Below are 12,751 nucleotides of genomic sequence, written 5' to 3'. Positions count from 1 at the left end.
AAAGGCTCAAGGACGTAAAACTAAACAGTGACTGTCATCCGCAGTCACCCCATAAAGTTACGGTAATATTTATTGGATTAAGACATGGAGTTCCTATATATTTGTTATAGGTTCGCTGAACATTCGAGACGGGCGAAACTCTGTTATTTTTTCAAATGCTTGTTCATAAGCTAAAGAAGTGTTCTGGATATAAGAGTTATGGATGTGACAAAAGGTGGTTTTCACAATCTTGACTATCCAAGTAAAAGAATGCTATTATAAGGTTTCCGATTTTCCGTCTTTTGTAAGTTTGTAAAAATTTATATAAATAAACCACTAGATTAATAGAGGTGAAAGCATGAATAATTTTCTTAAAAAAAGCCGGCATTTATTTGCAGATAACATACTAGGCTTTTTCTTTATTGCGGTAGTCTTGTTTTGGATAAAAACTTATATTGGATATCGAATTGAATTTAACCTAGGTCTTGAAAATGGCCTGCAACAGTTCTTGCTGTTCATAAACCCGATTAGTTCAGCCATTTTATTCTTTGGCTTGGCACTATTGGCTAGAGGCAAAAAATCGTTTAAATGGATCATCAGGTTGAACCTTTTGATGTCCCTATGGTTATTCTTCAATATTGTATACTACCGGTCATTTACCGATTTCATTACATTGCCAACCCTGACGCAAGTGCAAAATGCCGGGGATTTGGGACCGAGTATTTTAGAATTATTTAAAGGCCATGATGTATTTTACTTCCTTGATACGGTTCTTTTGATCGTGTTGTACAGATTCAAAGACTTTAAAGTGGAAGACTTCAAACTCAAACGCCGTACAGTTGGAATGGTTTACTTAGCGGGACTTGCAATTTTCGCCATCAATTTGGGACTTGCTGAAAAGGATCGCCCGCAATTATTATCAAGAACATTCGACCGGAACTATATCGTCAAATATTTGGGCATGTTCAACTATACGGTTTATGATGCCGTTCAGAATACTAAAACATACGCTCAGCGTGCGACTGCAAACAGCACGGATATCGCCGAAGTCGTCAACTATACGAAGGCAACAAGCGCTGAACCGAACCCTGAGTACTTTGGTGCAGCCAAAGGCAAGAATGTCATCTACCTGCATTTGGAATCAATGCAGAATTTCCTTATCGATTATAAGTTGAATGGGGAAGAAGTAACTCCATTTTTGAACTCACTTGCAGCAGATAAGTCAGATTTCATGCACTTTGATAATTTCTTCCATCAAGTAGGCCAAGGTAAAACAGCGGATGCCGAATTCATGCTTGAAAATTCCCTGTTCGGTTTACCACAGGGGGCAGCATTCACAAACCGTTCCCAAAATACGTATCAAGCAGCACCAGCTATTTTAGGACAACAAGGATACACATCTGCTGTGTTCCATGGTAATTACAAATCTTTCTGGAACCGGGATAATATGTATAAGTCTCTTGGTTTTAATCAATTCTTCGATGCAAACCATTATAATATGGAAAATAAAGAGGAAGTACTAAGTTATGGATTAATGGATAAGCCTTTCTTTAAGGAATCGATTCCAATGTTAGAAACGCTTAAACAGCCTTTCTATACAAAATTCATAACGGTGTCTCATCATTTCCCATATGCAATGGACCAGGAAAAAGCAACAATCGGTAAGCATACAACAGGCGATGCTTCCGTTGATAGTTACTTCCAAACTGCACGCTATGCCGATGAGGCGCTTAAAGAGTTTTTCGATTATCTGAAGGAATCCGGTCTATATGATAATTCGGTAATCGTTATGTATGGTGATCACTATGGTATTTCCGAAAACCATAAAGAAGCCATGTCAAAAGTGCTTGGCAAGGATGTTGACGCATTTGAGAATGCCCAATTGCAACGTGTACCATTATTGATTCATGTTCCAGGTGTTGAAGGCGGGGAAATGCACCAATACGGAGGACAGATTGACCTTCTCCCGACTTTATTGCATCTGTTAGGAATTGAATCTAAAGACTATGTACAATTCGGTTCCGATTTATTGTCAAAAGATCATAATGAAGTGGTACCTTTCAGGAATGGTGATTTTGTAACACCGGAAGTCACTTCCATTAAAGGGAAATACTACGATACTAAAACAGGAGAATTGGTCGAGGAAAATGATGACATCCTCAATTATAAAACGAGAGCTGAAACGATGCTGAATTTATCCGACCAAGTAGTGAACGGCGACTTACTCCGTTTCTATACTCCAAACGGCTTTAAACCGATTGATCCTGCTGATTATGATTACACTTATGATGAAGAAGGTTCTAAGGAAGATAAGACCGATAAATAAGGCTAAAGAAAGAACAGGCAGGAAGCCATCGCTTCCTGCCTGTTTTTTATATGCGTCATCCTTTATTGGTCATCATGGCAATATACTTTCTAATTTCATCAGGCTTCCCTGCATATTTTTCAGCACGCTGTTCGTCTTTCATGATTTTATCCTTTGCTTTGACCAGGATTTCTTCACCCATGGCTTGTGGCACGACCACGACTCCATCTATGTCCCCTATGATGATGTCCCCTGGAAATACGGTGACACCTCCACAGGAAATGGGGACATTGGTTTCGCCTACACCTGCCTTGCCGCTAGAGGCAACCGTCGTCCCTTTGCTGAAAACAGGGAAATTCAATTCTTTAATGGCTTCAAGGTCGCGAATGACTCCATCGACTACGATGCCGCCAATTTCCATGGTCTGCATCATGCCGACGACAAAGTCTCCTGCTATAGCCCGGTATGTATCACCCTTGCTGTCAACGACAATTATATCCCCAGGCTTGGCTTCGCCGATTGCTTTTAAAACGGCTGAATTATCACCGACGGGCATCTGTACGGTCAAAGCTCGTCCGGCCATACGAAACTCTTCCTTTAAGGGTTTAATCGCCGATTCCAGGTTGCTCAGCCCTTCCATTGCATCAGAAATCGCCGTGGTGGGCAAATTCCTGAATTGTTGAATAAGAGTATCCATGACTATGATTCCTCCTTAATAGTTAATGAATATAGCCTAATTATACACAAATTTTGTAATTTTCTAATAGTTTTCCGTTTGATAAAATGGTAAATGTAGTGTAATCAATTCTGAAGGGGGAGGGAAGTTCAGCTGTCACAAGGGGGTTCAAGTCAAATTCCGTTTTAATCAATCGATTGATTAAACTTTATTGATCATCGCTATGAAGAGATTGAAATCCCTGCATAGGAACAGTCCTGGCAAAATTAATGGTAGGGTCTCCATGGCAGTTTGATCTGTGCAGGAACATTCTTCTGAAGCAAGGGTGGAATGCTGTTGCATATCCTCGGTGTTTTCCTGATCTGGATGGGGGCGTCAGCGAGGAAATCCATAACACAGCCAGTGTGCGGGAGGATACTTACAATCTTCAAAGCAGGAGCAGAATCAAGACGGATGTTGCCAATGTAAGCCAAAGGGGGCTGAAAACTTCTGGATGAATGATTAAAAAAATGATTCCTGCAATAGTGGCAGCCTGCTGTATGGTCATATGTCTAATGAAGTGGATTCCAGCTTTAAAACAGGCTTTAAGCAGAGGCATTTGATTCATTTTCATTCCTCCTTTTACTTTCAATAATATGACCAGGCATAAAAGAAAATACATGGGGATTCGTTTTCTGCTCAATTATTACGGGTATAGTAAAGGTAAAATAAAAGGAGGAATCTAGGTGATCATTGTATATATTAGTCTTGCCCTCTTTATCGGATCGATTATTTATTTAGCGTTTTTTGCTTTTAAAACATTTAAGGATTCCAAACCGACAATTGAAAATGTGACTGAAACCGTTACACGCATCCAGGCCAAAACGGACCAGATTAAATCGGAAACGGACCAACTCGCCATGACACAGCAAGAAATCACTGAAGATGTTGAATATAAAAAAGAGGCTGTACAATATACGGTTGAGGCGGCTAAAAAAATACCTGAACCCTTTAAGAATATTTGGTTTTCAATAAAAGGTGACAAGTGGAAGCTTAGAAACAGAAGCGATGCATAAGTGTTTGACCGATCTGAAATGTACATGATATAGTATGGAAATACTATGTTTCTAGGGTTCCTCGGTTGAATGTTACCGGAATGGTCCAAGAGAAACGCGCAGGAATCTGCGTACACGGAGGGAAAAAAGCCCGGGAGGTTATGATTTATGACCTCTCGGGCTTTTTCTGTAATTGGAGGGGAAAAAGATGGCTTGGATTCAATTGGTGATTGCAGGATTATTTGAAGTGGTATGGGCGACAAGTTTAAAGTATACCGAGGGTTTTACGAAATTATTACCTTCTATCATAACGATTGCTGGCATGGTTATTAGTTTTTACTTTTTGTCATCGGCGATAAAAACGCTGCCTATGGGAACAGCGTATGCAATTTGGACCGGAATAGGGGCCCTTGGAGCTGTTCTGGTAGGCATCATCGTATTTAACGAGCCTAAGGATGCGATGCGTTTGGTATTCGTCGGTTTTATTTTGGTTGGAATTATCGGCTTGAAGATCACTTCTTCTGAATAATCTGCCCACTCCTTGCAAATAGTAATGTTAAATGATTTTTGAGGAGTGAAGAATATGAACTATAAAGCGATAGTATCAAGTGCGATGATGGCTTTAGTGATTACAGGTTGTGCAACTAATGATAACGAAGATGCCAGTGAAAATCTTGGCCTGAATCGTACTCATCAGGATAATTTAGATAATCCGATGAATGTAGGCGACACAAGGCAAAATGTTAATAATGTTAATAATGGTGATAATGATAATGGCATAAACGGTATGAGGGTCTCCGAGGATATCTCAAATCGAGTCGAGGCCTTGAAGGAAGTAAGTAACGCAAATGTCATCGTGACTGAAAATAATGCCTATGTAGGCGCAGTATTAAAAGACGGCGGGGAAAAGGATATCTCGAATGACCTTAAAGAAAGGGTTGCTGATGCAGTAAGGGAAGCCGATCCATCTGTAGACCAAGTTTATGTGTCGGCAAATCCGGACTTTGTTCAAAGAATGGATGGGTATGCGAATGATATCGAGAATGGAAAACCCGTTGAAGGATTTGCTGAAGAGTTCCGTGAACTTGTAACACGGATTTTTCCAAGTCCAAGGTAATTGGTAATCATTAAAGAAATAAGATGAAAAGACTTATCCGGTGGATTCCGGATAGGTCTTTTCCTATTTTAAAGATAACTGTAGATCCATGACTAACTTTAAATAGGGTGGTTACAATAATCGAATGAAAGAAAAACTTTGTAATGGGGGTGGGATGGTGAGGTTATTTAAGGGCAGGAGGGAAATGGATTCAACATCCTTTCAGGTTACTTCCAAGGATTTTCAGGAACTCCTTAAAAAGTTTAAAGCATCTAATGATTTTCTTACCTTTCAATTCCCGAATGATGATGGCTATATCATCTCCTACTTCAATTCACTGGTTAGTGCACAACAGCTCCATGAACAAGTATTGGCAGTCATGTCGAATCAACCAAAGAAGGTACTTAAGCAACTAAAAGGCGATATTCCGATGGAAGATATGAAATTGACGGCTGATCTAAAAGACATTCAAAGATTGGTTTTGGCAGGATCGATCATGATTCAATACAAGCAAGATGATGAAATGTGTTTGCTCATTCCATGTGTTCACAGTGTGAAAAGGCAAATTTCCACACCCGAGTCGGAGTATACGGTCGTTGGGTCCAAGGAGGCCTTTGTTGAATCGCTTGATTCGAATTTGAATCTGATCCGTAACCGGTTGCCCACTCCTGAATTGCAGTCCAAGGAATTTCGGGTCGGGAACATCTCGCAAACAAGGATAGCGGTACTCTACATAGATGGGGTGGTTAATCAACAGATCATTAAGACAGTCATGCAGAGAATAGAAGATATAGAATATGATACGATCGTCGATATTTCGTTCGTAAGCCAGATGATCACGGATAATCGGAATTCGATGTTTCCGCAACTGATTGATACGGAGCGGCCTGATCATCTGGCCAGTGTATTATCGGAAGGGAAAATAGGCATCATGCTGGATGGATCTCCTCATGCATTGGTTGGTCCCAATACCATCATTTCATTCTTCTCGTCATTTGAAGATTATTTTCAAATTTGGAATCTCGGTACTTCCTTCCGTTTGATTCGGCTTTTCGCCGTGCTGTTTTCCGTTTTGTCTTCACCTCTGTATGTGGCCGTTTTAACCTATCATTATCAAGTGATCCCAACGGATTTACTGCCAATCTTAATATCATCCAGGGGAGTGATCCCTTTTCCGCCGATCTTGGAAGCGATCGTGCTGGAAGGGACGATCGAATTGCTGAGGGAAGCGGCGGTCAGGCTGCCTGCTAAGGTTGGCTCCACCATCGGCATTGTTGGCGGCATAGTCATCGGTACAGCCGCTGTGGAAGCGGGATTTGTCAGTAATGTCTTGTTGATGCTTGTCGCTTTGGCTGCCTTGGCTTCATTTACGGTGCCGATTTACCAAATCAGCAATACGATTCGCCTTATCCGCTTTCCCTTTCTAATTGCTGCCCAGTTATACGGGCTGTTTGGAATAGCTTTATGCAGTGCATTCATTTTAAGTCATTTATTGAAATTGACTTCGCTTGGCAGTCCTTATTTAGACCCGCTTTACCCGTTAAGAATTCATGACTTTAAAGACAGTCTGATTCGCCTCCCTTTTTCAAAGCAGAAAAAACGCCCGCAGTTTCTGCGGACGGAAAATCCACTAAGGATAAGGAAGGAAGCGGAAACACGAAACCCCCATAATGATATAGATGAATAAGGAAGTAGAAAGCGGTGAGAAGGTATGGAAGTCAAACCAAATGAAACTAAACTAATATCTCCATTTTTTGTTTTTTTCCTCATGCCCGGCATGCAGATTGGAGTAGGGATATTGGGGTTTGAACGGATCATAGCGAAAGAGGCAGGCCAAGACGCATGGATATCGGTCCTCCTATCAGGGTTGATCATAAATGTTCTGCTTTGGATGTGTTTCAAGCTTTTGGGCAGGGGCCCCCAAACACTTGATTTGGTTGCCATCCATAAGGATTTGTTTGGTAAATGGGTCGGAAATGTTTTCAATATGTTATTCATCCTCTACTTTATAATGATTTCCATCATTCTTATAAGGACTTATTTAGAAGTCATACAGGTTTGGATGTTCCCTGGTGTCAATGTCCTGATGCTGATAACCATCATTCTTATTCTCGTGTATAGTTTTGTGGAAGGAGGTTTCAGGGTCATTACCGGTTTTTGCATAATCGGGCTTATTATCGGATCGCCATTATTCTTTTTGAATTATTTTCCATTGCAGTACGCCCACTTTGAAAATTTGGGTCCTTTTCTTGATCATTCTCTTTTGGAAATCATGAAGGCCTGTAAGAAAATGACCCTGAATTACCTTGGTTTTGAATTAGTCCTCATTTATTATCCTTTCATTAAAAATCGTGAAAAATCTCAAAAGTGGGCCCACTTAGGGGCGTTGTTTACTATGGTGATTTATTTAGTATCCATACTTGTTTCATTAGCCTACTATCATCAAGATCAGCTGAAAGATGTAATTTGGGCAACTTTGACGTTATGGAAAATTGTAGACCTTCCATTCATCGAAAGGTTCGAATACATAGGGATTTCCGTTTGGCTGTTCATGGTGCTGCCGAATGTTTGCATAGGGGTTTGGGCAGCAAGCAGGACAGCGAAAAGAGTATTCGGATTTAGACAGAAAAAGATGTTGGTTCTCATTCTGATCATCATCTTAGTTTCCTGCATTTTTTTGGATAACCGCTATAGAATCGATAAGTTTAACACAATCAGTTCGCAAATCGGTTTTTTTATCGTTTATTTGTATCTTCCTCTCCTATTTATATGGCAGTCGATCGTCTATAAAGTTAGGGGTCATAAATCATGAAAATCAAACTTCTATTGATAACATTAGCAGGCTTTTTGATGGCGGCGTGCGGCGTGGAAAAGCAAATATTAGAAGATATATTAATTGCTGAAGTCGTAGGTTATGATGTTGCCGAAGACAAACAAATCAAAGGTACGGTCGTGGTCAGTGTTCCTCAGCCTGGGGAGGAAGCAGATCTGGGTAAAGAAGTATATGAAGCGAACTCCCATGATATAAAGGCGGCCCGCCAGCAAGAAAATGCAAAAACACCATACCCGATTGTCGGCGGGAGACTGACAGTCATTCTATATGGTGAAGAATTGGCAAGTAAGGGGTTGAATGATTATGTCGATACATATAGGCGTGACCCAATGGTGGGAAGGGATTTGTATTTAGCGGTCGTTCATGGCAAAGCGGAGGATGTAGTTAAAATGGAGCCGAAGTTGATTAAAACTCCAGGGGTTCAAGTGAAAGAGCTGATCGAACAGAATATAAGGACTAATTTGCCTGATGTAGATCTTCACACGTATTTATATGCGTGTCATGGTAAAGGAATCGATCCGGTCTTGCCCTTATTGGAAACAGCAGGAGACCAAATACGGGTAAGAGGGATCGCCTTGTTTAAAAAGGATCGTTATATTGGTAAATATATCCCTTATGAAGACGGCTTTTTATATAAAGTCCTTAGTGAAAACTTTAAGCTGGGGAGTTATGAAATTAAATGGAAGGAAAATGACTTTACCGATATCAATAACGTGGAGTCACGTGTCCATTATCATATTTCGAATGCCAATCAAGACCCCAAGGTCAGGATTGAAGTGAAAATGAAAGCGAGTCTGCTAGAGGTCCAAGGCTATGACTTGGGCAAAGCGGTCGACCTGAATAAAATAGAGACCATGGCCGAGCATGTCATTGGTAAAAAATTAAATGAGATGGTAACCATGTTTCAGGTGAACCATGTAGATCCGATTGCACTCGGTGATCACGCTAAAAGTAAAACAAGAAATTTCGATCAAAAACATTGGGAGGAGGCATATCCCGATATTCCAATCGAGGTCGATCTGGATATTGAAATGATTCAAACGGGAATTGCTGAATAAAAGTAGAATATTCTGGAGTTTCCCCCTTTATAATAGGGTATTGGTGTAATGATTGTGTCAATGCGGCTAAAAAGGGGGAAAAGCATGGACAAAGCATGGTGGAAAGAGGCAGTTGTGTATCAAGTGTATCCAAGGAGTTTTATGGATAGTGATGGCGATGGGATAGGGGATATAAACGGGATCTTGATGAAGCTTGATTATTTACAAGAGCTGGGTGTGAACGTGATATGGCTATCCCCCGTTTATCAATCTCCCAATGATGACAATGGATACGATATCAGTGATTATAAAACAATCATGACTGAATTCGGAACCATGGCTGATTTCGATAGGTTATTGAAGGCAGTTCATGAACGTGGAATGAAGATCATGATGGACCTGGTGGTCAACCATTCTTCAGATGAACATCCATGGTTCAAGGAATCCCGATCTTCAAAAGATAATCCGAAACGTGATTATTATATTTGGAAACCAGGCAGGAATGGGAAAGAGCCAAATAATTGGGAGTCGATCTTTAAAGGTTCAGCATGGGAATATGATGAAGGAACGGCTGAATATTATTTACATTTATTCAGCAGGAAACAACCGGATTTAAACTGGGAGAACCCTAAGCTCCGTGAAGAAATCTACAGCATCATGACATGGTGGCTGGATAAGGGTGTCGATGGCTTCCGGATGGATGTCATCAATTTCCTTTCAAAAGATCAAAGCTATACAGATGGTGCCGTTCATCATGAGAAGCAGTTTGGTGACGGAAGCCCGTTTTTCCTGAATGGCCCGCGCATACATGAGTTTTTACAGGAAATCAATCAAAGGGCACTTTCTGGATATGACGTGATTACGGTTGGGGAGATGCCAGGCATCACACCGGAGGACGCGCAATTATTCACAGTTAAAGATCGTGGTGAGCTACATATGGTCTTTCAATTCGAACATATGGATTTGGGGAGCGGACCAGAAGGGAAATGGAGTAACGATAAATGGAAGCTTACCGATTTAAAGCGAATTCTTTCCAAGTGGCAGACTGGTTTGGAGGGGGATGGCTGGAACAGTTTATACTGGAACAACCATGATCAGCCCCGGGTTGTCTCAAGGTTTGGTCATGATGGGAAGTATCGTATTGAAAGCGCTAAGATGCTTGCCGCTTGTCTTCAGATGCTTCAAGGTACACCTTATATATATCAAGGGGAAGAACTGGGCATGACCAATGTTGCATTTGAAAGCATCGATGAATACCGGGATATCGAAACATTGAATTCATATGACGAACTCGTCAATTCTCATGGCTGGTCGAAAGAGCGGATGATGTCAGCCGTCCATGCCCGCAGCCGGGATAATGCGAGAACACCGATTCAGTGGAATGACTCCCGTAACGCAGGGTTCACGCAAGGGACTCCTTGGATTAAGGTTAATCCCAATTTTCCCGAGATTAATGCAGAAAAGGCCTACAATGATCACAATTCCATTTTTCATTTTTATAAAAAGCTTATCCAAATACGCAAGGAACATGATATCGTCGTTTATGGCCGTTTTGAACTGCTGTTGCCGGATGATGAACGAATATTTGCCTACACGAGATCGTTGGAAGAAGAAAAGCTGTTGGTACTATGCAACTTTAAAGAAGAGCAGGCTCCCTATACTTTGCCTGAAGAGCTGCAAGCATATTCTGCCACAAAGCTGATCGGCAATTATGATCAGGAGGAAGAAGGGATCTCGAGCAAACCCCTGCAACCATATGAATGCCGTGTTTATCATTTGAAATGAAAAAAGGACCTGTTCTTCTCCGATTAGGAAGAACAGGTCCTTTGCGTATTATTTTGATTTAAGGTCACATTCCTCTAGGGGAATGATTTTCGTTTTATGCTTAATTTTATAGCCGAACCATAGGACGAAAAATAGAATCAAGCCAATGTAGGAAACAAACATTGAATTCCAGTCAATCCCATCGCTGCTGAAAGCTTGATAGCCTTGTCCGATGATAATAATAATACAAAGGACAAGTGCGAATATAGGTCCGAATGGGAAGCCTTTTGCCCGGAATGGTAAAGCATTCATATCAAGGCCTTGAGCTGCGTAGGCTTTGCGGAACCGATAATGGGCAATCGCAATCCCTACCCAGGTGACGAATCCCGCCATTCCTGAAGCATTCAATAACCAGATATAAACGACGCCATCACCGAAAAACGAAGCTAGGAATGCAACGCAGCCAACTAAAGAAGTCAGGATAAGTGCATTCACGGGTACTCCTCTTTTATCTAACTTGCCTAGGAATTTCGGTGCTTTCCCATCACGTGCCAAGTCCCATAGCATACGGGTTGAAGCGTACATGCCAGAGTTACCTGCAGAGAGTACGGATGATAAAATGATCGCGTTCATGATGGATGCAGCAAATGCAAGGCCGGCCCGTTCAAATACAAGCGTGAATGGACTTACGGCAACATCTTGACTCAATAAACGTGAATCCGTAAACGGAATGATCATTCCAATAACGAAAATTGCAAGGATATAGAACAAGAGGATGCGCCAGAAAACGGATCTGATCGCTTTAGGGATATTTTTTTCTGGATCTTCACTTTCACCAGCAGTCACTCCAAGCAATTCCGTTCCTTGGAATGAAAAGCCGGCAGCCATGAATACGCCTAGAATCGTGAAGAACCCTCCGTTAAAGGGACCTTCGCCCATTGTGAAATTGGAAAAACCAATTGGGTCATTCCCACCCATGATTCCGAGAATGATCAGAACACCCGTAATCAAGAAAATGACGACTGTCACGACCTTGATCATGGCGAACCAGAATTCTGTTTCCCCGAAACCTTTAACTGACATGTAATTGATAAGAAACATAGTGATTAACGCAATGGCACTCCAGATAAATGAAGGGCTATCCGGGAACCAGAACTTCATAATTAAGACAACGGCTGCCAATTCGGCGGCAATGGTGATTGCCCAGTTATACCAGTAGTTCCAACCAATCGCAAAACCGAAAGACGGATCGACGAATTTGGATGCATAGACACGGAACGAACCGGCCACTGGCATGAACGCTGCCATTTCTGCAAGACTTGTCATTAAGTAATAAACCATGATGCCGATGACCGCGTATGCCACCAAGGCACCGCCGGGTCCGGCTGAATGAATGGCCCCGCCACTAGCTAAAAATAAACCTGTTCCAATCGTTCCACCTAATGAAATCATCATTAAATGACGCGCTTTCAGGCTCCTTTTCAGTTCAGTAGGGCTTGATGGTGATTGTGAATTTGACAATTGATGTTACACTCCTTTTTATTGGAAGGGAACGAAAAATAAAAAAACAGCAGTCGAAAAAGATCGACGGCTGTTTATAATAAACCCGTTTATCCTTCCGAAGATAGCTCCCCACGCTTTTTGAAAAAACGTGACAGTGGTGTTCCTGTTCGGTAACACCGCCAGCAAGAATATACATGGAATATACCCTAACTTCGGCAACTTATCCTTTCAAACGGAGTCTTTAATCTTCCAGAATCTCGTCCGCTTTACTTTTATAAGCTGCAGCCTCTAACTCATCGGTAAATGAGGAAGTATTCAATTTTCTAATATCGTTGCGCCAGCTTGTAAGTGACGTCGGACGATTGTACTCATGAAATTCATGCAATCGTTAATAGATTGCTAGTAATTGAGTAAACTTTACTATATCAAAATTATAAAATAACTTCTGGGATATCGCAATGATTATTTTATGTGGTTATTTTTTCCTAGTAAATGAAAGATGGCAGTAAGGAAGAATTCAAATA

11 protein-coding genes and 2 riboswitches are annotated in these 12,751 nt (G+C 41.3%); of the genes, 8 read left to right on the top strand and 3 right to left on the bottom strand.

Translation table 11 applies throughout. The features are described 5' to 3' along the window. Window positions 1-337 precede the first annotated feature (337 nt). Window positions 338-2,305, top strand: a complete 1,968-nt coding sequence (gene ltaS / locus ABC374_RS23625; protein WP_350300505.1) for a lipoteichoic acid synthase — start codon at window positions 338-340, stop codon at window positions 2,303-2,305. A gap of 55 nt (window positions 2,306-2,360) precedes the next feature. On the opposite strand, the gene ABC374_RS23620 is transcribed toward ltaS, so the two are convergent. Both ABC374_RS23620 and ABC374_RS23615 read right to left on the bottom strand, forming a co-directional pair. Then, window positions 2,361-2,981 carry an RraA family protein gene (locus ABC374_RS23620; protein ID WP_350300504.1) on the bottom strand — a complete coding sequence of 207 codons (621 nt, stop codon included), beginning with the start codon at window positions 2,979-2,981 and terminating at the stop codon, window positions 2,361-2,363. Between the two features lie 406 nt (window positions 2,982-3,387). Next, entirely contained in the window at window positions 3,388-3,567 is a 180-nt protein-coding gene (locus ABC374_RS23615) for a hypothetical protein (protein ID WP_034310080.1), read from the bottom strand. Window positions 3,568-3,685: 118 nt separating this feature from the next. On the opposite strand from ABC374_RS23615, the gene ABC374_RS23610 reads away from it, so the two are divergent. From ABC374_RS23610 to ABC374_RS23580, 7 genes are all read left to right on the top strand, one after another. Next, window positions 3,686-4,015: a DUF948 domain-containing protein gene (locus ABC374_RS23610; RefSeq protein WP_350300503.1), complete on the top strand. Its 330-nt coding sequence runs from the start codon at window positions 3,686-3,688 to the stop codon at window positions 4,013-4,015. Between the two features lie 40 nt (window positions 4,016-4,055). Next, a riboswitch (guanidine-I (ykkC/yxkD leader) is annotated at window positions 4,056-4,154 on the top strand. Window positions 4,155-4,202: 48 nt separating this feature from the next. Continuing rightward, window positions 4,203-4,523, top strand: a complete 321-nt coding sequence (sugE, locus tag ABC374_RS23605) for a quaternary ammonium compound efflux SMR transporter SugE (RefSeq protein ID WP_350300502.1) — start codon at window positions 4,203-4,205, stop codon at window positions 4,521-4,523. Window positions 4,524-4,577: 54 nt separating this feature from the next. Beyond that, window positions 4,578-5,111 (top strand): YhcN/YlaJ family sporulation lipoprotein, encoded by a 534-nt coding sequence (locus ABC374_RS23600; RefSeq protein ID WP_413019913.1) that lies wholly within the window; start codon window positions 4,578-4,580, stop codon window positions 5,109-5,111. A gap of 184 nt (window positions 5,112-5,295) precedes the next feature. Then, on the top strand, window positions 5,296-6,777 hold the full coding sequence (locus ABC374_RS23595; protein ID WP_350300500.1) for a spore germination protein: 1,482 nt from the start codon (window positions 5,296-5,298) through the stop codon (window positions 6,775-6,777). Between the two features lie 24 nt (window positions 6,778-6,801). Next, complete coding sequence (locus ABC374_RS23590) at window positions 6,802-7,902, top strand: GerAB/ArcD/ProY family transporter (RefSeq protein ID WP_413019912.1); 1,101 nt, start codon at window positions 6,802-6,804, stop codon at window positions 7,900-7,902. After that, window positions 7,899-8,981, top strand: a complete 1,083-nt coding sequence (locus tag ABC374_RS23585) for a Ger(x)C family spore germination protein (RefSeq protein ID WP_413019911.1) — start codon at window positions 7,899-7,901, stop codon at window positions 8,979-8,981. Before ABC374_RS23590 ends, ABC374_RS23585 begins: the two co-directional genes overlap by 4 nt. A gap of 84 nt (window positions 8,982-9,065) precedes the next feature. Further along, window positions 9,066-10,745 carry a glycoside hydrolase family 13 protein gene (locus ABC374_RS23580; RefSeq protein ID WP_413019910.1) on the top strand — a complete coding sequence of 560 codons (1,680 nt, stop codon included), beginning with the start codon at window positions 9,066-9,068 and terminating at the stop codon, window positions 10,743-10,745. Between the two features lie 48 nt (window positions 10,746-10,793). Here the strand turns inward: ABC374_RS23580 and ABC374_RS23575 are convergent, their stop codons facing one another. Continuing rightward, window positions 10,794-12,245 carry an amino acid permease gene (locus ABC374_RS23575; protein WP_258832366.1) on the bottom strand — a complete coding sequence of 484 codons (1,452 nt, stop codon included), beginning with the start codon at window positions 12,243-12,245 and terminating at the stop codon, window positions 10,794-10,796. Between the two features lie 96 nt (window positions 12,246-12,341). After that, window positions 12,342-12,526, bottom strand: a riboswitch (Lysine riboswitch). Window positions 12,527-12,751 lie beyond the last annotated feature (225 nt).

This window comes from Peribacillus phoenicis, assembly GCF_047238085.1.
Lineage (GTDB): Bacteria > Bacillota > Bacilli > Bacillales > DSM-1321 > Peribacillus.
Note: the sequence above shows the minus strand (reverse complement) of the source record. Positions and strands in the feature narration are given on the sequence as shown.

What these genes read in the sequence shown, in the direction of transcription:
- ltaS (WP_350300505.1), top strand. Translation starts at nt 338, where the DNA reads ATGAATAATTTTCTTAAAAAAAGCCGGCATTTATTTGCAGATAACATA.
- ABC374_RS23620 (WP_350300504.1), bottom strand. Translation starts at nt 2,981, where the DNA reads ATGGATACTCTTATTCAACAATTCAGGAATTTGCCCACCACGGCGATT.
- ABC374_RS23615 (WP_034310080.1), bottom strand. Translation starts at nt 3,567, where the DNA reads ATGAATCAAATGCCTCTGCTTAAAGCCTGTTTTAAAGCTGGAATCCAC.
- sugE (WP_350300502.1), top strand. Translation starts at nt 4,203, where the DNA reads ATGGCTTGGATTCAATTGGTGATTGCAGGATTATTTGAAGTGGTATGG.
- ABC374_RS23600 (WP_413019913.1), top strand. Translation starts at nt 4,578, where the DNA reads ATGAACTATAAAGCGATAGTATCAAGTGCGATGATGGCTTTAGTGATT.
- ABC374_RS23595 (WP_350300500.1), top strand. Translation starts at nt 5,296, where the DNA reads ATGGATTCAACATCCTTTCAGGTTACTTCCAAGGATTTTCAGGAACTC.
- ABC374_RS23590 (WP_413019912.1), top strand. Translation starts at nt 6,802, where the DNA reads ATGGAAGTCAAACCAAATGAAACTAAACTAATATCTCCATTTTTTGTT.
- ABC374_RS23585 (WP_413019911.1), top strand. Translation starts at nt 7,899, where the DNA reads ATGAAAATCAAACTTCTATTGATAACATTAGCAGGCTTTTTGATGGCG.
- ABC374_RS23580 (WP_413019910.1), top strand. Translation starts at nt 9,066, where the DNA reads ATGGACAAAGCATGGTGGAAAGAGGCAGTTGTGTATCAAGTGTATCCA.